This is a genomic window from Brevundimonas sp. FV1ps31S (genome assembly GCF_058681265.1).
Genome location: NZ_CM178735.1, coordinates 1,576,377 through 1,598,624 on the forward strand (window position 1 = coordinate 1,576,377; position 22,248 = coordinate 1,598,624).

The 22,248-nt window shown below is 65.3% G+C and carries 22 protein-coding genes and 2 pseudogenes; 17 read left to right on the plus strand and 7 right to left on the minus strand.

What is annotated here, in order from left to right; genetic code table 11:
* Window positions 1-106: 106 nt before the first annotated feature.
* Window positions 107-577 carry a peroxiredoxin gene (locus ACVPT3_RS07425; RefSeq protein ID WP_492043505.1) on the minus strand — a complete coding sequence of 157 codons (471 nt, stop codon included), beginning with the start codon at window positions 575-577 and terminating at the stop codon, window positions 107-109.
* 137 nt (window positions 578-714) lie between these two features.
* Window positions 715-1,968, minus strand: coding sequence for a tyrosine--tRNA ligase (tyrS, locus tag ACVPT3_RS07430; protein ID WP_492043506.1), 1,254 nt, complete (start codon window positions 1,966-1,968; stop codon window positions 715-717).
* A 687-nt stretch (window positions 1,969-2,655) separates the two neighbouring features.
* On the opposite strand from tyrS, the pseudogene ACVPT3_RS07435 reads away from it, so the two are divergent.
* The 6 genes and pseudogenes from ACVPT3_RS07435 to ACVPT3_RS07460 all read left to right on the plus strand — a co-directional run.
* Window positions 2,656-2,991, plus strand: a pseudogene (locus ACVPT3_RS07435) (hypothetical protein); the annotation flags it as partial.
* A gap of 86 nt (window positions 2,992-3,077) precedes the next feature.
* A pseudogene (locus tag ACVPT3_RS07440) lies at window positions 3,078-3,497 on the plus strand (S41 family peptidase); the annotation flags it as partial.
* 37 nt (window positions 3,498-3,534) lie between these two features.
* The gene (locus ACVPT3_RS07445) at window positions 3,535-4,041 is read left to right on the plus strand and encodes a DOMON-like domain-containing protein (protein WP_492043507.1); all 507 of its coding nucleotides are present in this window, start codon (window positions 3,535-3,537) and stop codon (window positions 4,039-4,041) included.
* Entirely contained in the window at window positions 4,038-5,240 is a 1,203-nt protein-coding gene (locus ACVPT3_RS07450; protein WP_492043508.1) for an exo-beta-N-acetylmuramidase NamZ family protein, read from the plus strand. Before ACVPT3_RS07445 ends, ACVPT3_RS07450 begins: the two co-directional genes overlap by 4 nt.
* A 408-nt stretch (window positions 5,241-5,648) precedes the next feature.
* Window positions 5,649-6,080: a hypothetical protein gene (locus ACVPT3_RS07455; RefSeq protein WP_492043509.1), complete on the plus strand. Its 432-nt coding sequence runs from the start codon at window positions 5,649-5,651 to the stop codon at window positions 6,078-6,080.
* Window positions 6,081-6,245: 165 nt separating this feature from the next.
* The gene (locus ACVPT3_RS07460; protein ID WP_492043510.1) at window positions 6,246-6,935 is read left to right on the plus strand and encodes a hypothetical protein; all 690 of its coding nucleotides are present in this window, start codon (window positions 6,246-6,248) and stop codon (window positions 6,933-6,935) included.
* A gap of 95 nt (window positions 6,936-7,030) precedes the next feature.
* Here ACVPT3_RS07460 and ACVPT3_RS07465 read toward each other — a convergent pair whose 3' ends face one another.
* Window positions 7,031-7,555 carry a hypothetical protein gene (locus tag ACVPT3_RS07465; RefSeq protein WP_492043511.1) on the minus strand — a complete coding sequence of 175 codons (525 nt, stop codon included), beginning with the start codon at window positions 7,553-7,555 and terminating at the stop codon, window positions 7,031-7,033.
* Window positions 7,556-7,972: 417 nt separating this feature from the next.
* Between ACVPT3_RS07465 and ahpC the strand changes: the two genes are divergently transcribed.
* Together ahpC and ahpF are read left to right on the plus strand one after the other, a co-directional pair.
* A complete protein-coding gene (gene ahpC, locus ACVPT3_RS07470; RefSeq protein ID WP_492043512.1) occupies window positions 7,973-8,536 on the plus strand; it encodes an alkyl hydroperoxide reductase subunit C in 564 nt (187 codons plus the stop codon).
* A gap of 142 nt (window positions 8,537-8,678) precedes the next feature.
* Window positions 8,679-10,265: an alkyl hydroperoxide reductase subunit F gene (ahpF, locus tag ACVPT3_RS07475; protein WP_492043513.1), complete on the plus strand. Its 1,587-nt coding sequence runs from the start codon at window positions 8,679-8,681 to the stop codon at window positions 10,263-10,265.
* A gap of 422 nt (window positions 10,266-10,687) precedes the next feature.
* Here the strand turns inward: ahpF and ACVPT3_RS07480 are convergent, their stop codons facing one another.
* Both ACVPT3_RS07480 and ACVPT3_RS07485 read right to left on the minus strand, forming a co-directional pair.
* Complete coding sequence (locus ACVPT3_RS07480; protein ID WP_492043514.1) at window positions 10,688-11,962, minus strand: NAD(P)/FAD-dependent oxidoreductase; 1,275 nt, start codon at window positions 11,960-11,962, stop codon at window positions 10,688-10,690.
* Between the two features lie 32 nt (window positions 11,963-11,994).
* On the minus strand, window positions 11,995-12,645 hold the full coding sequence (locus ACVPT3_RS07485) for an alpha/beta hydrolase (protein ID WP_492043515.1): 651 nt from the start codon (window positions 12,643-12,645) through the stop codon (window positions 11,995-11,997).
* A gap of 158 nt (window positions 12,646-12,803) precedes the next feature.
* Here ACVPT3_RS07485 and ACVPT3_RS07490 point away from each other — a divergent pair, with 158 nt between their 5' ends.
* The 9 genes from ACVPT3_RS07490 to ACVPT3_RS07530 all read left to right on the plus strand — a co-directional run bounded on the left by ACVPT3_RS07490 (window position 12,804) and on the right by ACVPT3_RS07530 (window position 20,339).
* The gene (locus tag ACVPT3_RS07490) at window positions 12,804-13,286 is read left to right on the plus strand and encodes an Rrf2 family transcriptional regulator (RefSeq protein WP_492043516.1); all 483 of its coding nucleotides are present in this window, start codon (window positions 12,804-12,806) and stop codon (window positions 13,284-13,286) included.
* The gene (locus ACVPT3_RS07495; RefSeq protein ID WP_492043517.1) at window positions 13,283-14,422 is read left to right on the plus strand and encodes a cysteine desulfurase family protein; all 1,140 of its coding nucleotides are present in this window, start codon (window positions 13,283-13,285) and stop codon (window positions 14,420-14,422) included. Before ACVPT3_RS07490 ends, ACVPT3_RS07495 begins: the two co-directional genes overlap by 4 nt.
* A complete protein-coding gene (gene sufB / locus ACVPT3_RS07500) occupies window positions 14,422-15,888 on the plus strand; it encodes a Fe-S cluster assembly protein SufB (protein ID WP_492043518.1) in 1,467 nt (488 codons plus the stop codon). Before ACVPT3_RS07495 ends, sufB begins: the two co-directional genes overlap by 1 nt.
* Window positions 15,889-16,111: 223 nt before the next feature.
* Window positions 16,112-16,873: a Fe-S cluster assembly ATPase SufC gene (sufC, locus tag ACVPT3_RS07505; RefSeq protein ID WP_492043519.1), complete on the plus strand. Its 762-nt coding sequence runs from the start codon at window positions 16,112-16,114 to the stop codon at window positions 16,871-16,873.
* Window positions 16,870-17,892, plus strand: coding sequence for a Fe-S cluster assembly protein SufD (gene sufD / locus ACVPT3_RS07510; protein WP_492043520.1), 1,023 nt, complete (start codon window positions 16,870-16,872; stop codon window positions 17,890-17,892). The genes sufC and sufD overlap by 4 nt, the downstream gene beginning before the upstream one ends.
* A 77-nt stretch (window positions 17,893-17,969) precedes the next feature.
* Entirely contained in the window at window positions 17,970-19,181 is a 1,212-nt protein-coding gene (locus ACVPT3_RS07515; protein ID WP_492043797.1) for an aminotransferase class V-fold PLP-dependent enzyme, read from the plus strand.
* A 4-nt stretch (window positions 19,182-19,185) separates the two neighbouring features.
* Window positions 19,186-19,575 (plus strand): SUF system Fe-S cluster assembly protein, encoded by a 390-nt coding sequence (locus ACVPT3_RS07520; protein ID WP_183195062.1) that lies wholly within the window; start codon window positions 19,186-19,188, stop codon window positions 19,573-19,575.
* Between the two features lie 13 nt (window positions 19,576-19,588).
* Window positions 19,589-19,978: a HesB/IscA family protein gene (locus ACVPT3_RS07525; RefSeq protein ID WP_492043521.1), complete on the plus strand. Its 390-nt coding sequence runs from the start codon at window positions 19,589-19,591 to the stop codon at window positions 19,976-19,978.
* Between the two features lies 1 nt (window position 19,979).
* Entirely contained in the window at window positions 19,980-20,339 is a 360-nt protein-coding gene (locus ACVPT3_RS07530; RefSeq protein ID WP_492043522.1) for a TfoX/Sxy family protein, read from the plus strand.
* On the opposite strand, the gene ACVPT3_RS07535 is transcribed toward ACVPT3_RS07530, so the two are convergent.
* Window positions 20,323-21,081: a lysophospholipid acyltransferase family protein gene (locus ACVPT3_RS07535; RefSeq protein WP_492043523.1), complete on the minus strand. Its 759-nt coding sequence runs from the start codon at window positions 21,079-21,081 to the stop codon at window positions 20,323-20,325. The two genes, ACVPT3_RS07530 and ACVPT3_RS07535, sit on opposite strands and share 17 nt — an antisense overlap.
* A 38-nt stretch (window positions 21,082-21,119) precedes the next feature.
* Window positions 21,120-22,169 (minus strand): GGDEF domain-containing protein, encoded by a 1,050-nt coding sequence (locus ACVPT3_RS07540; RefSeq protein ID WP_492043524.1) that lies wholly within the window; start codon window positions 22,167-22,169, stop codon window positions 21,120-21,122.
* Window positions 22,170-22,248: the final 79 nt, after the last annotated feature.

A 22,248-nucleotide genomic window follows, 5' to 3' on the forward strand; every position in this document is an offset into this window, starting at 1 on the left:
GCAAGACTGTTTAGCGTTCGTTAACCACGATTATGGCGTTTCGGGGACATTATCACGCAAATGTTCATTGAGACTCGCGCTCAAGGAGAATTCGCGAATCGTCATTTCAACCGGCTTGCGATCCGGCGGCGTCCAGAACGGCGGCGGCATGGTCGGCCACCTTCACATTGCGCCAGGCGCGGGCGATCCGGCCGTCGGCGTCGACCAGGAAGGTGGCGCGCTCTATCCCCATGTATTTGCGGCCATACAGGGTCTTCTCGACCCAGACGCCCCAGGCCTCGCAGGCGGCGCCGTCCTCGTCCGAGGCCAGGGTGACGGCAAGGTCGTATTTGGCCTTGAACTTGTCGTGCTTCTTCACCGTGTCCTTGGACACGCCGATGACGGGCACGCCCAGGGCGGCGAAGTCGGGCGCAAGCGCCGTGAAGTCCTGGGCCTCGCGGGTGCAGCCGGTCGTGTCGTCCTTGGGGTAGAAATAGACGACGGCGGGCTTGCCCTTGAGGGCGGCGAGGGAGACTTGGCCGCCGTTGTCGGTCGGCAGGTCGAGGGCGGGGGCGGGCTGGCCTTCGGTGGCGGACATTTCAAACTCCGATCATCCCGGCGAAAGCCGGGACCCAGTTCTTTCGCGAGACAGTACGTTGGATCAAGCGCTGCGGACGTCGGATGCGGCGGGGCGCCCAAAGCGCTGGGTCCCGGCTTTCGCCGGGATGAGCGAGGCTAGAGAGGTTTGATCAAAACGATCTTCTTCTTGCCCGCCGCCAGCTTGATGACGCCGTCCTTGAGGTCGGCCTCGGTCAGCAACTGGGCGCCGTCGGACACGGCGACATCGTTGAGGCGCAGGCCGCCGCCCTGGGCCAGGCGACGCGCTTCGCCGTTCGAGGCCGTGAGGCCGGCCTTGGTCACGACGGCGGCGATCATGGCGCCGTAGACCTCGGCCGCCGGCAGTTCTATGGTCGGCAGGTCGGCGGAGATCTGGCCCTTTTCGAAGGCGGTCTCTGCGGCGGCGCGGGCCTTGGCGGCTTCCTCCGCGCCGTGGAGCAGGGTGGTGGCGGCGTCGGCGAGGGCCTTCTTGGCCTCGTTGATGGCCGCGCCCTCCAGGGCTTCGTATTCGGCGATCTGCTCCAGGCTGAGATCCGTGAACAGGCGCATGAAGCGGCCGACGTCGGCGTCCTCGGCGTTACGCCAGAACTGCCAGTAGTCATAGGGGCTCAGCTGCTCGGCGTTCAGCCAGACAGCCCCTTGCGCCGTCTTGCCCATCTTGCCGCCCGAGGCCGTGGTCAGAAGCGGGGTGGTCAGGCCGAAGGCGGCCTTCTGGTCCACCCGACGGACCAGATCGACGCCCGAGGTGATATTGCCCCACTGGTCCGACCCGCCCATCTGCAAGGTCACCTTCAGGGCGCGGTTCAGCTCCAGGAAGTCCACCGACTGCATCAGCATGTAGTTGAACTCGAGGAAGGTCATCGGCTGCTCGCGCTCAAGGCGCAGCTTGACCGAGTCGAAGCTCAGCATCCGATTGACGGTGAAATGGGTGCCGAAGTCGCGCAGGAACTGGATGTAGCCGTAGGTCGACAGCCAGTCGTCGTTATTGACCAGGACCGCGTCGGTCGGGCCGTCGCCGAAGGTCAGGAATTTGGCGAAGACCGTCTGGATCGAGTCGATGTTCGACTGGATGGTCGCTTCGGTCAGCTGGGGGCGCGACGTGTCCTTGCCGGTCGGGTCGCCGACCTTGGTGGTGCCGCCGCCCATCAGGACGATGGGCTTGCCGCCCGCCTGCTGGAGCCGGCGCAACATCATGACCGAGATCAGGTTTCCGACGTGAAGGCTCTTGGCCGTGGCGTCAAAACCCACATAGCCGGCCAGTACGCCCGAGGCGGCCGCCTCGTCCAGCTCGGTCGGGTGGGTGATCTGATGGATGTAGCCGCGCGCCTGGAGGGTGCGGAGGAAGTCGGATTTGAAGGCTTGTTCGGTCATGGCGGAGGCTCCGTTAGCAGGGATGCCGACGGTCGTCTTCCCCTTTGGACGAGGGCGCGAATTCAAGACCGCCCTTGTCGTCGGCCGGTTGTCGCCAATGTGAAGCCCTACCGTGCTAGTGTGACACGCGGAAGAGCGCGCTCTTTGGAAGTCGGGGATTTGATGGTCACCAGGAGAGAGGCGCTGGCGCTCGGGGCGGCGGTTGCATTCGCCGGCGACGCCTCAAGCCAGACGGCCTGGGCGCCGATCGATCAGATCGGCCCGGACGTCTATGGAACCTGGGAGAGCGAAGCGACCGGACACGTCGTCAGCTCCTCGTCCGCCGGTCTGAAGATATTCCACAGGCTGGATGATTTCTGGATTCAAGATCCCGGTCTCTCGCCGAAGTTCAGTCTATTCGCGCGCAAGGGCGACACCCTTTTGCTTCACCACTACGACTATCGCGGGACCCCGTTTCTTCTGCAGACGCCGGTCGCTCTGAAAAGGCGCGCCACGCCGCCCCCGGCGACCAGTCTGGCTCAAACCGATCAGGTCGCGCCCTCGGTCGTGTTCGACCTGATCTGTAAGAGCTTTGATCGCTATTACGCCTTCTTTGCAGAGCGCGGCGTGGACTGGGCGGCGGCGCGTCGCCAAGCTGCGCCTCGCCTGAGTGAGGATGATGATGTGGTGTTCGATCTCCTCGCCGACATGCTGGGTCCGCTCAACGACGGGCATGTCAATCTCTCGCGCGGCGAGCGTCAGTTCAACGCCGGCCGTCCCAAACTGCGCGAGGCGCTGAAGCAGGCCTGGTCCGCCGCGCCGTCGGACGAGACCGAATCGGCCTTCGTCTCGCGGTGGAGTCGCGAGTCGCGGGCCTCCGTGATCGCCGCCCTCGACCCGGGCGCCTATCGATCCGGCGCCAACGAAGCATTGGAATGGGGTCGTCTCGGCGATGCGGGGTATCTTAGGGTCAATCGCTTCTCCGGCTTCCTGGCCGGCCAGGCGGCGCGTCAGGACCAGGTGGCGGAGTTGCAGAGAAGCTTGGCGCAGGCCGAAGTCTCCTTCGCCGGCGCAAGCCGCGTGATCGTCGATGTCGCGCACAACGGCGGCGGCAACGACGCGGCGGCGATGGTCGTGGCGCGGCATTTCGCCGACCGCCGCCGCCGGGTGATGACCTATTCGAGCCGGGGGCTTCCGACCAGCCGATCGAACTGGCCCCAGAGGGACGGGCCTATCCACGGCCGGTATTGCTGGTCACGAGCGAGATCACGGCCAGCGCGGCGGAAGTCTTCGTTGTCATGATGAGGGCCTATCCCCACGTCGTTCAGGCGGGCGGCACGACGCGCGGCATGCTGTCCTCCCTTCTGCCCAAGCCCTTCCCGAACGGCTTCATGGCGACGATGGCCTACCAACGCGTGCTCGACTCAGCGGGCGCGGCTTACGAGGGACGCGGCCTGCCTCCTGAGCGGGAGGTCGATCTCTTCCCCGTCGCCGATCTATGGACGGGGTACGCCGACGGCATACGGGGTCTGGCGCAGGCTCGGCTCTGATTGTTGACCCGCGCCCTGCGTCCGATACGAAGGTCGGATGCGTCTGCCCCTGATCCCGCACCCGACCTGTTCCCCCGCCGGGCTGACGCTGGAGGTCGAGGCGCGGCGGGCGGGGCGGGTGTTGAGCCTGGAGTATCTGTTGGCCGGGCCTGTCGAGTTTGTGCGCTGGCCCGAGGCGACGGCGCGGGTGCAGACGGACGCGTTGTGGCGGACGACCTGTTTCGAGGCCTTCGTGCGGACGGCGGACGGCTATGTCGAATATAATCTGTCGCCGTCGGGGGCCTGGGCCGCCTATCGGTTCGACGGCTATCGCGAGGGGATGCGGGGGCTGGAGATCGCGGCACCCTTCATCGTCACGCGCATGGCCCAGGGGCGGTTCGTTCTGACGGTCGATGTGGAGTTGCCCGAGGATGCGACGGACGCGGCCGGGCTGACGGCGGTGGTCGAGAGGCTGGACGGGGCGATCGCCTATTGGGCTCTGGCGCATCCATCGGATAAGCCGGACTTTCATCATTCCGACTCCTTCGCGCTGGAACTGCCATGAATTTCGGTCTCGACCGCCTGCTGTCCGACGACGCCCTGAGGGGGCAGCTGAAGGGGCGGCGCGTGGCCTTGCTGGCGCATCCGGCCTCGGTGACGAAGGATCTGGGCCATGCGGTGGACGCCCTGGCCACCTGTCCCGAGATCGAGCTGACCGCCGCCTTCGGGCCGCAGCACGGGATGAAGGGCGATCTGCAGGACAATATGATGGAGAGCCCGGATTATCGCGATCCGGTGCACGGCTTCCCCGTCTTCAGCCTGTACGGCGAGGTGCGGCGACCCAGGGATGAGTGGATGGAGACGTTCGACGTCGTCCTGATCGACCTGCAGGACCTGGGCTGCCGCATCTACACCTATGTGACGACGCTTCTGTATGTGCTGGAGGCGGCGGCGAAACACGGCAAGTCGGTGTGGGTGCTGGACCGGCCCAATCCGGCGGGGCGGCCGGTCGAGGGGCATACGCTGAAGCCCGGCTGGGAGAGTTTCGTCGGGGCGGGGCCTATGCCGATGCGGCACGGGCTGACGATGGGCGAACTGGGCCTGTGGTTCATCGACCAGTTCAAGCTGGATGTGGATTATCGCGTCGTAGAGATGCAGGGCTGGGCCCCCGAGGCGGGGCCGGGCTTCGGCTGGCCGCTGGGCGAGCGGGCCTGGGTCAACCCCAGCCCGAATGCGCCGAACCTGTCGATGGCCAGGGCCTATGCCGGCACGGTGATGCTGGAGGGGGCGACCCTGTCGGAAGGTCGGGGCACGACCCGACCGCTGGAGCTGTTCGGGGCGCCGGACATCGATGCGCGGGCGGTGATCGCCGAGATGCAGGCTCTGGCGCCGGAGTGGCTGGGCGGCTGCACCTTACGCGACATGTGGTTTGAGCCGACCTTCCATAAGCATGTCGGGAAACTGTGCGGCGGGGTGCAGATCCATGTCGATCACCCCGGCTATGATCACGCCGCGTTCAAGCCGTGGCGGGTGCAGGCCCTGGGGTTCAAGGCGATCCGGCGGCTGTATCCCGACTACGATCTGTGGCGGGATTTCCCGTATGAATATGCGTTCGGGAAACTGCCCATTGATGTGATCAACGGCGGACCGGGGCTGCGGGAATGGGTGGACGACGCGGCGGCGGGGGCTGGGGATCTGGAGGCGGCGACGCGGCCGGATGAGGCGGCGTGGGAAGAGGCGAGGCGGGGGTTCCTGCTGTACTGAGGCGGGCGGGCCGGTTGATCGGCCGAAGTCTGTCGGCTTGGCGCGAAAACAGGGTGACAAACCGCCAAACCGCCAAACCGCCAAACGCGCCAGGGCGCGCCTGCTGTGGTGTCGATGGAGGGCGGACGTCGCAGGCGGATTGCGGCGGGCGCCCGATGTCAAAGACCGGACGACGAGGCTAACACGGTTTCGAAGCGTGGTGGTCGATGGCGGTTTGGGCGCGTTAGGGTGTTGAAAGGACTGGCTTCGGTTCGGGAAATTAGGAGCGGTGCGCTTCGTTTGCTGGGCTTGGTTCGGGGTTCAGGGTCTTCCCGCGCCGCATTGCTTCAGCACGGCGGTCCTGGAAATCGGACGTGCCGGACTTCTGTTCGGGGTGGGATGCGGTCCTATCGCGGGTTACGATGCGGGATGGTAGAAGATCAGATTTCGGTTCAGCGATTAATGGATCGCTTCCGCGATGCGTCGAAGGGCATCTTCGACCGCTACTTCAATGACGAGTTTGTCGCGGACCGCTTTGGATGGGTTCAGGACGCTATGTTCCTCGTCATGGTGCTCAACTACTTCGATTTATCTGCGAAGAAGGAAGTCTACCCGGAGCTTGCCATCGCGCCAAAGGACGGAGCGAAGGTGGCCGTCCAGGCTGACAGTAGGCTTGCAGCACTCACGGAGGGTGATGTCCTTCACTACCGCTACTGTTTCGACGAGAAGCAAGACAGCTACGATATGGCCTTCGTCGTCGCGACGGTGGTGCAGGCATCTGACACTGAGCTTATCGGTCACGACGTAGCATTGAGTTATTCAGACTGCCGATTTGTCGGGTCTGTCGATCTCACGGACTAATGTCCGCAACGGGTCGGTTTGCGTCATGGGTGTCAGCGCTGGAAGCAGACGTTGATCTTCAGGTCAGAAAATGGCCGCAGCCGTGGTCTGCAAGGGGTGGGAAGCGGGACGTTGACTTCGATAGGGAAACGGTTTCCATCCACTGAGGGGGGAGCCGCAGCGATCATGAGACTGGCCGCTATGCTGGCGACGGGAGCCGCCCTGATCTCGGGGTGCAATCCGACGCCTGTCCCTATCGACCCGAAAGAATGTCCCGCTTGGCGCAGTGTCGATTATTCGAAGCTTCCCACCCATCTCAACGATGACCTGCAAAACCCATTGTTCGAAACCATCTGGAAAGCGTGGGCGAGCCAAGAAACCAGCGTTTCCTGGAGCATCGACACCCCGCATTCCACCGTCCATTTCGTAACCTCGCCGGGCGGTTTGTCGACTGACCCGACGGTTCGCGAGGTCATCGGCCGGGGGCGTGACGCGAACTGGGAAATATACGCGAGGTCCACGCCAGTTGGTCCGCCACATCCAACGCACTGGACTGCGTGGCGGCGCGTCAGCCTCACCGCCAGCGAGGCCAAGAAGCTGGATTCAATCCTCGACGATCCTTGCTTCTGGGTAGCGCCGCGCTTTCTTGATGGACCGGTCCGTCTCGTGAATGGGCGTGGCGACAACAGACCTGACGGTCCTTCCACAGCCTATGATGTGACCCACGGCGAGCGTGCCTGGGGCGGATGGTACTTTTCGTGGACCGTCGGGCCGCAAGGCCGACTACAGTTGTTCCTTCTTGCCAAGGCTTTCGGCTTGCCGGAATGGCCCGAAGACAAAATCGACGAGGAGGGTTGGTTTGAGTGGCCTCCGTGACGTCCGAACCCGGTCGAGCGCGGCCTTTGGCGCCCGGATAAATTTCGCTTTTTCACGCACCGCCAATATGAGGCTCGAGTCTTTGGGGTTCGCGCTTACTCGAGATGCGGCGGGCAGACAGGCGTCGCGTCGTCGGAGCGTTGCAGGCCGCCGATGACGACCTGGATGACGGGTTCGGGCCAGTGCTCGAACGACACCATGCCCGCCGGCACCGTGCAGACCGAGGTCTCTGCGGGCGGGCGCGCCTGACCCCCGACGTATCGCACGATGAAGCCGCCGTATTTCAGGCCCTGATCCTGGCCGTTCTCGACCTTGAGGATGGATCCGACATCCCGGCGGGCGTGCAGGCTGAAGCGGATCGTCCCCACGGGCGCGTCGTTCGGAAGGTCGCGCGATCCGTTCGCGGGCGGCAGGACGTCGCTGACCTGGATCCGGTCGACCCGCACGAGGTCATAGGTTCCGTTCGGGTTGAGCTTCAGCGTCGCGCGTTCTCCAGCCGCAACATTGAGTGTGCCCTGGACAAAGGCGGACCGTCGCCCCTCGAACTGCTGAGGCGTGGTGGGGTGGGGAGGCGGCGCGTCCTGGAGAGCGAGAGTGGCAATCAATACGGTCAGCAGCATGGTTCGCTCCGGTTGCGTCAACTGCAGCTAGTTCGTTTCCGGCTCTCGCGGTCAAGCCCTGAGACGTCGAACGCCAAGACAAATCGAACCCATAATCGTTAAGCGGTCTCGGGGAGGGTCGCGGACCGGTCATGGGGCCAGAAGCGCACGAAGAGTCAGATGTTCCAGACCGCAAGTTGCAGATCTCCCGGCGGCTACGCCCTCTTTGGGGATCTGTAAGCCCGGTGTCTGCGGCCTGTGCTCGCTGTCCAGACACCGGGCGTATGGATCCTCGGGACAAGCCCGAGGATGACGAGATGAGAGGGGTTCTTGTTATAACCAAAATCTATCACGCACCTGCAAATAAGTGATTACACTTATCTGTTGCGGTGCGGTAGGAAGCGGGCCTCCCCAACTCCTGCTGAATGGACGCCCTGCATGGCCCTCATCAACACGACCATCAAACCCTTCACCGCCGAGGCCTATAAGGACGGCAAGTTCCTGACGGTCACGGACGCCGATGTGGCGGGCAAGTGGGCGGTCTTCTTCTTCTATCCGGCCGACTTCACCTTTGTGTGCCCGACCGAGCTGGAAGACCTGGCCGACCACTATGCCGAGTTCCAGAAGCTGGGCGTCGAGATCTATTCGGTGTCGACCGACACCCATTTCTCGCACAAGGCCTGGCACGACTCGTCGCCGGCCATCGGCAAGATCACCTACACCATGCTGGGCGATCCCTCGGGCCTCGTGACCAACAACTTCGACGCCATGCGTCCGGGCGTGGGCCTGGCCGACCGTGCGACCTTCCTGGTCGATCCGGACGGCGTGATCCAGTTCACCGAGACCACCTCGGAAGGCATCGGCCGCAACGCCGCCGAGCTGCTGCGCAAGGTCAAGGCCGCGCAATATGTGCGCGCGCATCCGGGTGAAGTCTGCCCGGCCAAGTGGGAAGAAGGCGAAGCCACCCTGGCCCCGTCGCTCGACCTCGTCGGCAAGATCTAAGACGAACGCCTATCGGGTCCGGCCTTCGGGTCGGACCCACCCGGCCGCCTCCCTGTCTCGTGGGGGCCGGACGCTATCGCGCAAGCCTCGCCGGGATCGGCTCGAAGGCGGCGCGTCACCCCTGGAATTCGAGGACTGCCCCATGCTGGACGCCAATCTGAAATCTCAGCTCGAGGCCTATCTCAAGAACATCGTCCATCCGGTCGAGCTGGTCGCCTCGCTGGGCGCCGGGCCGAAGTCGATCGAGCTGAAGACCCTGCTGGAGGAGATCGTCTCGGTCTCGCACGGCAAGGTCGAGATGGGCCGCGACTATGACGACGAACGCCAGCCCAGCTTCCTGATCCGCCGCAAGGGCACCGACATTGGCGTGCGGTTCGCGGGCATTCCGCTGGGCCACGAGTTCACCTCGCTGGTGCTGGCCCTGCTGCACGTCGGCGGCCATCCGTCCAAGGCGGCGCAGGAGGTGATCCAGCAGGTCAAGGACCTGGACGGCGACTATGTGTTCGAGACCTATTTCTCGCTGTCGTGCCAGAACTGCCCCGACGTGGTGCAGGCGCTGAACCTGATGAGCGTGCTGAACCCGCGCATCAAACACGTCGCCATCGAGGGCGGCCTGTTCAAGGACGAGGTGGACGAGCGCAAGATCATGGCCGTGCCGACCGTCTTCCTGAACGGCGAACTGTTCGGTCAGGGCCGGATGGAGCTGGAACAGATCGTCGCCAAGATCGATTCGGGCGCCGAGGCGCGGGCCGCCGAGCGGCTGAAGGCCAAGGATCCGTTCGACGTCCTGGTGATCGGCGGCGGCCCGGCCGGGGCGGCGGCTGCCATCTATACGGCGCGCAAGGGCATCCGCACCGGCATTGCGGCCGAGCGGTTCGGCGGCCAGGTGCTGGACACGATGTCGATCGAGAACTTCATCTCGGTGCCCCATACCGAGGGGCCGAAACTGGCCGCCCATCTGGAACAGCATGTCCGCGAATATGAGGTGGACCTGATGAACCTGCAGAAGGCGGCCAAGCTGGTGCCGTCCAAGGTGCCGGGCGGGCTGCACGAGGTGGTGCTGGAGAACGGCACCAGCCTGAAGTCGCGGACTGTCATCCTGGCCACCGGCGCGCGCTGGCGCCAGATGAACGTGCCGGGCGAGGACCAGTACAAGAACAAGGGCGTGGCCTATTGCCCGCACTGCGACGGGCCGCTGTTCAAGGGCAAGCGCGTGGCGGTGATCGGCGGCGGCAACTCGGGCGTCGAGGCGGCCATCGACCTGGCGGGCATCGTGGCCCATGTGACCCTGATCGAGTTCGACAGCGAGCTGCGGGCCGATGCGGTGCTGCAGAGGAAGCTGGCGACCCTGCCGAACGTGCGGATCGTCACCTCGGCCCTGACGACCCAGGTGCATGGCGACGGCGAGAAGGTGACGGGCCTGTCCTACAAGGACCGCAACTCCGACGCCCATCACGACGTCGATCTGGAAGGGATCTTTGTTCAGATCGGCCTGATCCCGAACACCGAATGGCTGCACGGGGCCGTGGGCCTGACGCCGCGCGGCGAGATCGAGGTGGATCACCGGGGCGAGACGTCCCAGCCGGGCATCTTCGGCGCCGGCGACGTGACGACCGTGCCCTACAAGCAGATCGTGGTGGCGATGGGCGAGGGCTCCAAGGCGGGGCTGGCGGCCTTCGACTATATGATCCGCACGGTTCCGGCGAAGGAAGAGGTCGTGGCGGCGTAAGGCCGCCCGGCGTCGTCAGCGAGGGTGCGATCGTTCACGTCGCACAATGTCCGCCTGCGTCTTCGCCAGGCCTTCCGACATGGGCGTATTAGGGCGCGGATGATCGCCTTCGTTCCAGACGCGGGCGGCCTCCAGGCATTGACCTGGCGGCGTGGGGCCTGCGCAGGGCAGAGCATAGGGGCTGCGGGTGATTTCATCGCCGCGTACGGTCGTGCAGCCGCCGAGCATCATCATCGCCAGCAGTACAGTCGGGGTTGCGATCCGCCGCATGAGCTTCCTCCGCATCCTGTGTCGATTAATACACGGAGAGCGGATGCCGGCAACGGCCTGAAGTGGTGCGGTGATCGGGGACGCCTCGGGTTGGGCTTCCTGCAGCGACGGAGGCGACCGGAAACGGATGCCGCCCGATCTAATCGCGTGTGTCAGTGCAGCTTCAGCCGCCCGGAGACCCGCCGGTGCAACAGGCGCGACAGGGCCAGAAGCGCGGTGCGGCGAACGCCCAGAATCGCCCGGTGATGATCCAGGTGCAGGGCCATATAGGCCCATTTGGCGATCAGGCCCTCGATCAGGAAGTTCGGGCCGCCGAGGTTTCCCATCAATGAGCCGACGCCGCGGTCGCCGCCCAGGGACACCAGCGAGCCCTTGTCATGATAGAGGTAAGGGCCTGGATCGCGTGACGGGTCTGACAGGGCTCTGGCCAGATAGGCGGCTTGTTGGGCGGCGGCCTGGGCCCGGGCGGGGACGGGGCGGCCCTCGGGCCCCGGCGCCTCGGCGCAGTCGCCCATGGCGTAGACGCCCGGCGCGGACGTGCGCAGATGGTCGTCCACCACGAACTGGTTGATGCGACCAGTGGTCAAACCCAGGTTGCGGTTCGTGTCGGCCGCCTTGACCCCGGCGGCCCAGACGATCAGGTCGGCCGGGACCGGGCCCCTGGAGGTGTCCAGCCGGTCGGCGTGAACGAAGTCCACCTTTGCGTCCGTCAGCAGCCGGACGCCTTTGGCTTCCAGGGCGTGTGCCGCCTTGGCGGAGACGGTTTCGGGAAGGCCGCCCAGGATGCGGGGCGCCGCCTCGACGATGGTGACGTTGAGATCGAATTTCTGGTCGGGCGCCAAGCCGGCCGACAGCTCGTCGTGCCCCTCGATCAGTTCGGTGGACAGTTCGACGCCGGTCGCGCCTGCCCCGACGATGGCGATGTTCAGGGTCCGCTCGTCGGAATAGGCGGAGGCGAGGAAGGCGGCGGTCAGCCGCTTGTTGAAGGCCTCGGCGTCGGCGACGTCTTCCAGCAGATGGGCGTGTTCGGCTGCGCCGGGCGTGCCGAACAGGTTCGATCCGCTGCCGATCGCCAGGACCAGAGTGTTGAACGTCAGGGTCCGGGGCTTGACCAGGACGGCGCCGTCCTGATCCCGGATTTCGCCCAGGGTCAGGGTTTTGCTGTTGGGATCTAGACCGGTCAGGTCGCCGAAGGCGAAGCTGAAATGATTGCGGCGCGCCAGGACCGGATAGGACAGGCCTTCCTGATGGCTGTCCAGCGACCCGGCCGCCACCTCATGCAGGCTGGGCTTCCAAAGATGGAAGATCGAACGGTCGATCAGCAGGACGCGCCGACGGCCCTCGCGCGGGCCGAACTTCCGGCCCAGACGGGCGGCGAGCTCAAGCCCGCCGGCGCCGCCGCCGATGATGACGATGTCGTGCTGCATCCGGGTCTCCTGAAGACGACCCGAATCTAGGGTCAGGCCGGCTTTTCTTCCAGACGCTTGTCCAGATAGGCGCCGACGCGGCGTTCGACGGCGCTCATATGGTCCTGCCAGAAGTGGCTCGCGCCTTCTTCCAGTTCGTAGTCGATGACGATGCCCTTCTGGGTGCGCAGCTTGTTGACCACGCGCTCGACCTCAACCGGCGGCACGATGGTGTCGGCGGTGCCGTGCAGGAACAGACCTGAGGCAGGGCAGGGAGCCAGGAAGCTGAAGTCGTACATGTTCGACGGCGGCGAAACCGAGATGAACCCGTCCGTCTCGGGCCGTCTCATCAAGAGTTGCATCCCGATATAGGCCCCGAACTGATAGCCGCCGACCCAGGTCTGGGTGGCGGCCGGATTGTTGGACTGGAGCCAGTCCAGAGCCGTCGCGGCGTCGGCCAGTTCGCCGATTCCGGAATCGAACTCGCCCTGCGACTTGCCGACGCCGCGCGAATTATAGCGCAGGGTGGCGAAGCCCCGCTGCTGGAACAGCTGGTGCAGGGTGACTGCGACCGGGTTGTTCATATGGCCGCCCGCCTTGGGATGCGGGTGCAGAATCAACGCGATGGGGGCGTTCGGGCGCTTGCCCGGGGAATAGCGGCCTTCGATGCGACCGGAGGCGCCGGGCAGGATGACTTCAGGCATAGGGGCTCTGGAATCCGTTCAACTGTCATTTCGCGTGTGCGTAATACTTGACCGCTGAGGTGGGACTTTCTAAGTCCCTCCGCAAGCGAGCCGCCTTTGCGAAGGCGCGGGTTCTAGCACAAGAGCCCCGAAAAGCGCGCAATTTTTGAGGGTGCGATATGCGTCTGTCGACCAAGGGACGATACGCCGTGATGGCGATGGCCGATCTGGCGAAGAACGGACGCGGCGAGAGCGGCGAAATCCGGGCGGTTTCGCTGGCCGAAATCGCTGCACGGCAGGAAATTTCGCTCAGCTATCTGGAGCAGTTGTTCGCCCGGCTGCGCAAGAGCGGCCTGGTCAAGAGCGTGCGGGGACCGGGCGGCGGCTATCGTCTGGCCAAGGGCGCGGATGAGACGGTGGTGGCCGAGATCGTGCTGGCGGTGGACGAGCCGATCCGGGCGACGCGCTGCGTGGCCCACGGATCGCCCAAGGGCTGTATGCTGGCCGGAGAGCGCTGCATCACCCATGATCTGTGGGAAGACCTGGGCGACGAGATTCATCGCTATCTGGCCGGGGTGTCGCTTGAGGATGTGGTGATGAACCGCACGGGCCAGCGGCGCCGGAATATCGAGCCGCCGCAAGCTGTGGGGGTGGCGGCGTGAGCGCGATCTATCTGGATTACAACGCCTCGGGCCTAGTGCGGCCGGAAGTGCTGGAGATCATGGCAAAGGCCCTGGCCGACAACGGCAATCCGTCGGCGGTCCATGCGGCCGGGCGGCGGGCGCGGGCGCGGGTCGAAACGGCGAGGGCTCAGGTCGGTGAGCTGGTCGGGGCAGATCCGACGGCCGTGGTGTTCAACAGCGGCGGGACCGAGGCGAATGCTCAGGGCATCGCCAGTGCGCTGGCCGCCGGATGTGAGCGGCTGATCGTTTCGGCGACCGAACATCCGTGCGTGGCCGAGGCCGCAGCGAATGCGGGCGCGCCTGTCGAGGTGCTGCCTGTCGACGCCAACGGGGTGGTGGATCTGGCCTGGCTGACGGAGGCGCTGGCGCGGCCGGGGCGGGCTGTGGTCGCCATCCATCATGCGAACAATGAGAGCGGCGTGATCCAGCCCGTGGTCGAGGCCGCCGCACTGGTGCGTGCGGCCGGGGGCTGGTTGCACGTCGACGCCATACAGTCGGCGGGCAAGATTTCGGTCGATATGCGGGTTCTGGATGCGGATAGCCTGACCCTGTCGGCCCACAAGCTGGGCGGGCCGCAGGGCGTCGGGGCCTTGATCCTGAAGGAGGGCGTGTCGGGCGTTCGCATCCTGCACGGGGCGGGGCAGGAGCGGGGTCTGCGCGCCGGGACCGAGAATGTTCCGGGCATCGCCGGTTTCGGCATGGCCGCAGACTGCGCCGCACGAGACTTGGAGACGATGGCCTCGCATGTCGGATGGCGCGATTCCGCTGAGGCGAGGGTCGAGGCCGCCGGGGCGACCGTGATCGGCGGAGGTGTGGCGCGTCTGCCCAATACTCTGTTCATGGCGGTCGAGGGCTGGGACAGTCCTCAACAGTTGATTACGCTCGATCTGGCCGGCGTGATGGTATCCGCCGGGTCGGCCTGTTCGTCTGGCAAGGTCAAGCCGTCCAAGACCATCAGTGCGATGGGATTGAACGCTCTGGCGACCGGGGGCGTGCGCGTTTCCGGCGGCTGGGGCACGACAGAGAGCGACTGGAGCCGGTTCGCTGACGCCTGGATCGCCGCCTATACGAAGCACAAGGCACGCGCCGCCGAGCGCGTGAGAGAGGTCGCCTGATGGCCGCCGTCAAGGAAACCATCGACGCCGTCGCCGCGCTGGAGAAATACGCGCACGGCTTTACGTCGGACATCGAGCAGGAGTTCGCGCCGCGCGGCCTGAACGCCGACATCGTGCGCTTCATCTCCGAGAAGAAGGGCGAGCCGGAATGGATGCTGGAATGGCGTCTGGCCGCCTATGAGCGCTGGCTGGCGATGGAGGAGCCGACCTGGGCGGCGGTAAAGTATGAGCCGGTCGATTACCAGGATCTGTTCTACTATGCGGCGCCCAAGCAGAAGGAGGGGCCGAAGTCGCTGGACGAGGTCGATCCCGAGATTCTGGAAATCTACAAGAAGCTGGGCATCCCGCTGAAGGAGCAGGAGGTGCTCGCGGGGGTCCAGGGTGCGCCGCGCGTGGCCGTGGACGCCGTGTTCGACAGCGTCTCGGTGGTCACGACCTTCAAGGAGGAACTGGCCAAGGTCGGCGTGATCTTCATGCCGATTTCCGAGGCCTTGCGCGAATATCCTGAGCTGGTGCGGCGGTATCTGGGGTCGGTGGTCCCGGTCTCGGACAACTATTTTGCGGCCCTGAACAGCGCAGTGTTTTCGGACGGGTCGTTCGTCTACATCCCGCCGGGCGTGCGCTGCCCGATGGAGCTGTCGACCTATTTCCGCATCAACGCCAGCCAGACGGGCCAGTTCGAGCGGACCCTGATCATCGCCGACAAGGGCAGCTACGTCTCGTACCTTGAGGGCTGCACCGCGCCGATGCGTGACGAGAACCAGCTGCATGCGGCAGTGGTCGAGATCGTGGCGCTGGACGACGCCGAGGTGAAATATTCGACGGTCCAGAACTGGTACCCCGGCGACGCCGAGGGCAAGGGCGGCATCTACAATTTCGTCACCAAGCGGGCGGATTGCCGGGGTGATCGGTCGAAGGTGTCGTGGACCCAGGTCGAGACCGGTTCGGCCGTCACCTGGAAATATCCGTCCTGCATCCTGAAGGGCGACGACAGCTCGGGCGAATTCTATTCCATCGCCATCACCAACGGCTGTCAGCAGGCCGACACCGGCACCAAGATGATCCACCTGGGCAAGAACACCAAGTCGCGGATCATCGCCAAGGCGGTGTCGGCGGGCAAGTCGGACTCGACCTATCGCGGCCTGGTCTCGGTGCATCCGAAGGCGACGGGGGTGCGCAACTTCACCCAGTGCGACAGTCTGCTGATCGGGAAAGAGTGCGGCTCGCACACCATCCCCTATATCGAGGCCCGCAACGGCTCGGCCCAGCTGGAGCACGAGGCGACGACGACGCGCCTGTCCGACGACCAGATGTTCTACGCCCAGCAGCGTGGGCTGTCGCAGGAAGAGGCGGTGGCCCTGTTGGTCAACGGCTTCGTCCGCGACGTGATGCAGAAACTGCCGATGGAGTTCGCGGTCGAGGCGCAGAAGCTGGTGGCGATCAGCCTCGAGGGGAGCGTGGGGTGAGCAAGCAAAGCGAAATCTGGTTCGCAAGGCCTTTCTGGCAGCCGGTACATTGGAAGGGATGGCTGCTCTATCTCTTATGCGGCCCCATATTTTTGGGCGGCGCGATTGTCGCATTCGGTATCATCGAAACAATGCCTGGTTGGCCCCCGGCGGTAGCCTTTGCTCTGCTCGTGGCATTCGTTCTTGGTCTCAACTTATTTGTCATAAGTCGTTCGAAATAATCATGCTCTCCATCTCCAACCTCCACGTCTCCGTCGGCGACAAGCCGATCCTCAAGGGCCTAACGCTCGACGTCCCCGCCGGCGAGGTGCACGCCATCATGGGGCCGAACGGGGCCGGGAAGTCGACGCTGGGTTACGCCCTGTCGGGGCGGCCGGGCTATGAGGCGACCGAAGGCGCGGTCGAATGGGCGGGCGAGGACCTGCTGGCGCTGGACCCGGCCGAACGGGCGGCTAAGGGCGTCTTCCTGTCCTTCCAGTATCCGATCGAGATTCCCGGTGTGCCGGCCCTGACCTTCGTGCGGACGGCGCTGAACGCGCAGAAGCGGGCGCGTGGCGAGGAGGAGGTGGCGGCGCCGGCCTTCCTGAAGCTGGTCCGGGAGGCGTCCAAGGCGCTGAAGATGGACTTCGACATGCTGAAGCGGCCGCTGAACGTCGGCTTCTCCGGCGGCGAGAAGAAGCGGATGGAGATTCTGCAGATGGCCCTTCTGGAGCCGTCGCTGCTCATCCTGGACGAGACCGATTCCGGCCTTGACATCGACGCCCTGCGGATCGTGTCGGAGGGCGTGAACGCCCTGCGTCGTCCCGACCGGGCCATGTTGGTCATCACCCACTATCAGCGCCTGCTGGACTATATCAAACCGGACCGGGTCCATGTGCTGGCCGGGGGGCGGATCGTGGCCTCGGGCGGGCCGGAGCTGGCGTTGCAGTTGGAGGCGGAGGGGTATGATAAGTACCTGCCGCCGGTGCTTGAGGGTGCGGCGTGAGCGCAGCCTTCAACATAGACCTGACCGACGCCGAAAGCTTTCCGTCGCGGCGGAATGAGGCGTGGAAATACAGCGACCTGAAACGTTATCTGCGCGAGGCGCCGACGCCGTCGGGCACGGCCGCCGTGGGCGCGCCGGGGCCGTTCTACGCCCTGGGTGGAGAGGCCATCGTCTTCGCCAATGGGCGGCCGGTGGGCGTGACCGACTTCATCGCCTCGGGCGAGCAGACGCTGCGGCTGCGCTATATCTCGGACGCGGTCGGGACAGGGCACACGGCCAGGGCGCGGGTCGCCGTGCGGGCGGGCGCCAAGCTGCTGTTGCTGGAGACGCACGAGGGCGCCGGCTCGGCCTATGTCGCCCACAATACGCTGGAGCTGGATGTGGCGGCCGGGGCCGAGGTGACGCGCGTCGTCCTGGTCGAGGAGCCGGAGGACGCGATTTCCGTGTCCGAGGCCCATGTGAAGGTCGAGGCGGGCGGCGTCTATCGCCAGACCGTCATCGCCACCGGGGCCAGGCTGCAACGGATCGAGACCCGGATTTCCCACTTCGCCCAGGGGGCTCAGGTTCAGGCCGACGGCCTGTATCTGCTGAACGGATCGCGCCACGCCGACCTGACCAGCGTGGTACGGCACATGGAGCGCGGCGGCGCGACGTCGCAACTGATCAAGGGCGTGGCGCGCGACACGGCGCGCGGCGTCTTCCAGGGCAAGATCGTGGTCGAGCGCGGCGCCGACGGCACTGATGCGCGGATGGGCCACCACGCCCTGATCGCCTCCGAGCGGGCCGAGATCGACGCCAAGCCCGAACTGATCATCTATGCCGACGATGTGCAGTGCGCGCACGGCAATACGGTGGGGGCGCTGGACGAGACCGCCCTGTTCTACATGGAGCAGCGCGGCATTCCGGCCGAGGAAGCCCGCGCCCTGCTGACCCAGGCCTTCCTGATCGAGGTCATCGACCGGATCGAACATGAAGGCGCGAGAGAGGTGGCGCGGGAATGGCTTACGGCTCGGTTGTGACTGATCCTGCCCCCTCCGTCGCGGCGCAAGAGCGCCGCGCCACCTCCCCCAAGGGGGGAGGATTTGATCCCTATGCCGTGCGGGCGCAGTTCCCGATTCTGGTTCGACAGGTGAACGGCAAGCCGCTGGTCTATCTGGACAATGCGGCCTCGGCGCAGAAGCCGCGCGCGGTGATCGACGCCCTGGTCGCGACGATGGAGGGCGGATACGCCAACGTCCACCGCGGGCTGCACACCCTGTCGAACGAGGCGACCGAGGCGTTCGAGAAGGCGCGGGAAATCGTCGCCCGTTTCCTGAACGCCGAGAGCCCGGAACAGGTCGTCTGGACCAAGGGCGGCACCGAGGCGATCAATCTGGTGGCCAATGGGCTGGGCCTGTCCATCCAGCCGGGCGACGAAATCCTCGTCTCGGAGATGGAGCACCATTCCAACATCGTGCCCTGGCACCTGCTGCGTGAGCGGCGCGGGGCGGTGCTCAAATGGATTCCGGTGCTGGACGACGGTTCGCTGGATATGGCGGCTTACGCGGAGCTGCTGGGGCCGAAGACGCGGATGGTCGCGGTCACCCATATGTCGAACGTGCTGGGCACCATCAATCCGGTGGCCGAGATCACGCGGCTGGCGCATGCGGCCGGGGCCCCCGATTCCCGGATCAAGGTGCTGATCGACGGGTGCCAGGGGGCGGTCCATGCGACGCCGGACGTGCAGGCCATCGGTTGCGACTTCTATGTCCTGACCGGCCACAAGCTGTTCGCCCCGACCGGCATCGGCGCCCTGTACGGCAAGGCCGAGGCGCTGGAGGCCCTACCGCCCTATCAGGGCGGGGGCGAGATGATCGAGACGGTCGAACGAGACCGCGTGACCTATGCCAAGCCGCCGCATCGATTTGAGGCGGGAACGCCGCCGATCCTGGAGGCCATCGGCCTGGGCGTGGCGCTGGAATGGCTGGCGCAATACGACCGCGCGGCGGTTCAGGCGCATGAGCACGCGCTGTATCAGCACGCCGTTGATCGCCTTCAGGGCCAGAACTGGCTGCGGATACTCGGGCAGGCGGAAGGGAAGGGCGCGATCCTGACCTTCGCTGTCGAGGGGGCGCACGCCCATGACGTGGCCCAGATCATGGACCGTTACGGCGTGGCCGTGCGAGCCGGACTGCACTGCGCCGAGCCGTTGTCGAAAAGAATGGGGGTGACGTCGAGCACCCGCGCCTCCTTCGCCCTATATAACACCGTGGAGGATGCCGACGCCTTCGTGGACGCGCTGATCAAGGCGCGGAACTTCTTCGTGTAAGCTGATGACAGACGACACCATTCAAGACAGCGACGCCTTCAAGGACGCCTGGGATGAACCCCAGAAGAGCGCCCTGTCGCAGGCCGAGCTGGACACGCTGACCGAACAGCTGATCGAGGCCCTGAAGTCGGTCTATGATCCGGAAATTCCGGTCGACATCTATGAGTTGGGCCTGATCTACCGGGTCGATGTCTCCGACGACCGCGATGTGGTGGTCGACATGACCCTGACGGCGCCGGGTTGCCCCGTCGCCGGCGAAATGCCGGGCTGGGTCGAGACGGCGGTCGAGAAGGTCGAGGGCGTGCGCAGCGCCAAGGCCAATCTGGTGTTCGACCCGCCGTGGGATTCCTCGAAGATGAGCGACGAGGCCAAACTCGCGCTCAACATGTTCTGACCGGGATAGTCCAATGACCGAACTCCAGGCCACATCCCGTCCGCGCCGCCCGCGTCCCAAGGCCGTGACCCTGACGGACGCCGCCGCCGACCGCGTGCGCGAGATCCTGGACAATGCCGAGAACGACCACATCGGGCTGAGGATCGGTGTCAAGAACGGCGGCTGCGCCGGACAGGAATACACCTTCGCCTATGCCGATAGCGTCGACCCGATGGACGAGGTGGTCGAGGACAAGGGCGTCACCATCCTGATCGAGCCCAAGGCCGTGCTGTTCCTGATCGGCACCGAGATTGACTATGAGACGACCCGGCTGGCGTCCAAGTTCGTGTTCAACAATCCGAACCAGACCGACGCCTGCGGCTGCGGCGAGAGCGTCACCATAATCCCGGCCGCCGCTAGCTGAGATGGCTTACGATGCAGACTTCGGTGAATGGGTGCGTGAGCATTTCGCGGGTCTGGGTCGGTTGGAGATCAAGCGGATGTTCGGCGGGGCCGGGGTCTATGCTTCGGGCGTGATGTTCGCCTTGCTGGACGACGGGGTGGTCTGGCTGAAGGGCGACGAGACGCTGAGCGAAGCCTTCGTCGAGGCCGGCTGTCGACAATTCAGATATCCGACCAAGGACGGGCGGATGATGTCCATGGGATACTGGACCCTGCCGGAGACGGCGCTGGACGACCCCGATGAGGCCGTCGCCTGGGCGCGGCGGTCGCTTGAGGTGGCGGTGAAGAAGGCGTCGGGGAAGAAGCCTAAGAAGGCGACTTAGGCGCATCCACCAGAACGGCCGGGGTGACCGGTTGACCCGTGGCCTCGGCGATCAGTTCAGCCGTACGGGTCTCGACCACGGCTTCGAGACGCGCGAGGAATTCGTCCTTGGGCAGGCCCACGGGGATGGGCTCCAGGAACTCCAGCGTCGCCGTGCCTGCGTGCTTCTCGTACTTCTCCTCGGGCCAGAACAGGCCGAGGTTGGTGGCCAGGGGGACGACCGGCATGTCGAAGTCGCGGTACATGTGCCAGACGCCCGAACGGTAGCGGAACTTCTGACCGACCGGCGCCAGATGACCCTCGGGGTAGATCAGGATCTTGCGGTTCTCGGCCTTGGCCTCGGCGGCGCGGGTGGCCAGGGCCTGGCGGGCTTTGTGGCCGCCGCAACTGTTGACGACGATGGCGCCGAGCTTCTTCAGCACCCCGCCCAGCAGCGGAAACTTCTCGAGATGATCGCCTGTGACGAAGGCCAGGTCGTCGAACTGATCGTAGGTGGCGAAGCCGTCGCCCCAGCTCTGATGTTTCGAGGCGATGATGAAGGCGCCGTCGGGCAGACGATCCTTGCCGCGCACCTCCAGCCGGATGCCGGCGAAGACGGCCATGGCCTGGACCATGCGTCGGACGTAGGCGCGGATGACCCGGCTGGTCGGGCCGCGACCGGGCGCGAGGGCGGCGAAGGCGGCGGTCAGGCCGTAGCCGATCGACAGGATCCAGTAGGCGATATTGAAGGCGAGGCTGCGCATGGAACGACTATGGCAGAAAGCGTCGCCGTGTCAGCGCGTCAGGCCGCCTTTTCCTTAAGCAGCGCGCTGGTGATCCGGTTCCGGCCGGCACGTTTCGACGCGTAGAGGGCGGCGTCGGCGCGCTCTAGCAGACAGGTTGCGGTTTCGCCCGGCAGATGTTCGGCGAAACCGGCGGAAAGGGTCACCGCCCCAAGCTCGTCGTTGGTGGACCGCCGGCGCAGAGAGCGTGAGGCCACTTCCTCACGTATGTTTTCCAAAGCCGTCGTTACGGCGCCCGTGCTCTCCCCCGGAAAGAGAATGGCGAACTCCTCGCCGCCGAAGCGGGCGGCGAATCGGTTTCCGCAGCAGACGCGGGACAGGATGGTGGAGACATATCGCAACACCTGATCGCCGGTCTGGTGGCCCCAGGTGTCGTTGAAGCGTTTGAAGTGATCGATATCCAGGATAGCCAGGGTCAGGGGGGCGTGATGATCGTCGCTACAGAGCTTGGCCAGTTGCTCGTCGAACGCCTTGCGGTTGGCGAGATCGGTTAGGGCGTCGGTCATGGCTTCGCGTCGCACCTGTTCCAGGTGTTCGCGCAAGCGAGCGACTTCCTTGTTTGAATTTTCCAGCCTTTTCTCAAGAATGGCGGTCTCGCGGTGAACGCGCTTGGTGGCGACCGTCAGTCCGCCGACCAGGATCTTGAGAGAGGATTCATTCCCGGCCGTCTCCATGTTGGCGGATGCGGTCGCGAGGGTCTCGCCATAGTCGGCTTGGGTCTTGTGGGCCTGGGCGATGGCGCCGGCGACGCTGGCCAGTTCGCGATCAAGCACCTCGCCTGCAGTTCGAATATCTTCGGAAAGACGATTGCGCGGCAGGAATTCCGCCGCAAGCGTTTCCGCAGCCTCGTCCGAGATGACGCCGGTGTCGGACAGGAGGCGTTTGATTTCCCGTCCCAGGGGCGCCTCCGGGGCGCTCACACAATGCAGCCAGAGTTCGAAATTGAGCGGTGTCGGCCATACGCCTGCCCGCTCCATCTCGATGATGGCGTTGCGCGCAAGAGAATAGGCTTCCGGACCCCGCACCGCCATTTCAACCTGCGCTGTCATTCTTGTCTCCGCCCGCCTCGTTCTGAGATCGTGGGGAAGACGGTAGGACAGTATCCGTAATACCGGGTAAACGGGCCGC

Bases quoted from the DNA above. Each gene is read 5' to 3' on its own strand.
- ACVPT3_RS07425 (WP_492043505.1), bottom strand. From the start codon at position 577: ATGTCCGCCACCGAAGGCCAGCCCGCCCCCGCCCTCGACCTGCCGACC.
- tyrS (WP_492043506.1), bottom strand. From the start codon at position 1,968: ATGACCGAACAAGCCTTCAAATCCGACTTCCTCCGCACCCTCCAGGCG.
- ACVPT3_RS07445 (WP_492043507.1), top strand. From the start codon at position 3,535: ATGCGTCTGCCCCTGATCCCGCACCCGACCTGTTCCCCCGCCGGGCTG.
- ACVPT3_RS07450 (WP_492043508.1), top strand. From the start codon at position 4,038: ATGAATTTCGGTCTCGACCGCCTGCTGTCCGACGACGCCCTGAGGGGG.
- ACVPT3_RS07455 (WP_492043509.1), top strand. From the start codon at position 5,649: ATGGTAGAAGATCAGATTTCGGTTCAGCGATTAATGGATCGCTTCCGC.
- ACVPT3_RS07460 (WP_492043510.1), top strand. From the start codon at position 6,246: ATGAGACTGGCCGCTATGCTGGCGACGGGAGCCGCCCTGATCTCGGGG.
- ACVPT3_RS07465 (WP_492043511.1), bottom strand. From the start codon at position 7,555: ATGCTGCTGACCGTATTGATTGCCACTCTCGCTCTCCAGGACGCGCCG.
- ahpC (WP_492043512.1), top strand. From the start codon at position 7,973: ATGGCCCTCATCAACACGACCATCAAACCCTTCACCGCCGAGGCCTAT.
- ahpF (WP_492043513.1), top strand. From the start codon at position 8,679: ATGCTGGACGCCAATCTGAAATCTCAGCTCGAGGCCTATCTCAAGAAC.
- ACVPT3_RS07480 (WP_492043514.1), bottom strand. From the start codon at position 11,962: ATGCAGCACGACATCGTCATCATCGGCGGCGGCGCCGGCGGGCTTGAG.
- ACVPT3_RS07485 (WP_492043515.1), bottom strand. From the start codon at position 12,645: ATGCCTGAAGTCATCCTGCCCGGCGCCTCCGGTCGCATCGAAGGCCGC.
- ACVPT3_RS07490 (WP_492043516.1), top strand. From the start codon at position 12,804: ATGCGTCTGTCGACCAAGGGACGATACGCCGTGATGGCGATGGCCGAT.
- sufB (WP_492043518.1), top strand. From the start codon at position 14,422: ATGGCCGCCGTCAAGGAAACCATCGACGCCGTCGCCGCGCTGGAGAAA.
- sufC (WP_492043519.1), top strand. From the start codon at position 16,112: ATGCTCTCCATCTCCAACCTCCACGTCTCCGTCGGCGACAAGCCGATC.
- ACVPT3_RS07520 (WP_183195062.1), top strand. From the start codon at position 19,186: ATGACAGACGACACCATTCAAGACAGCGACGCCTTCAAGGACGCCTGG.
- ACVPT3_RS07525 (WP_492043521.1), top strand. From the start codon at position 19,589: ATGACCGAACTCCAGGCCACATCCCGTCCGCGCCGCCCGCGTCCCAAG.
- ACVPT3_RS07530 (WP_492043522.1), top strand. From the start codon at position 19,980: ATGGCTTACGATGCAGACTTCGGTGAATGGGTGCGTGAGCATTTCGCG.
- ACVPT3_RS07535 (WP_492043523.1), bottom strand. From the start codon at position 21,081: ATGCGCAGCCTCGCCTTCAATATCGCCTACTGGATCCTGTCGATCGGC.
- ACVPT3_RS07540 (WP_492043524.1), bottom strand. From the start codon at position 22,169: ATGACAGCGCAGGTTGAAATGGCGGTGCGGGGTCCGGAAGCCTATTCT.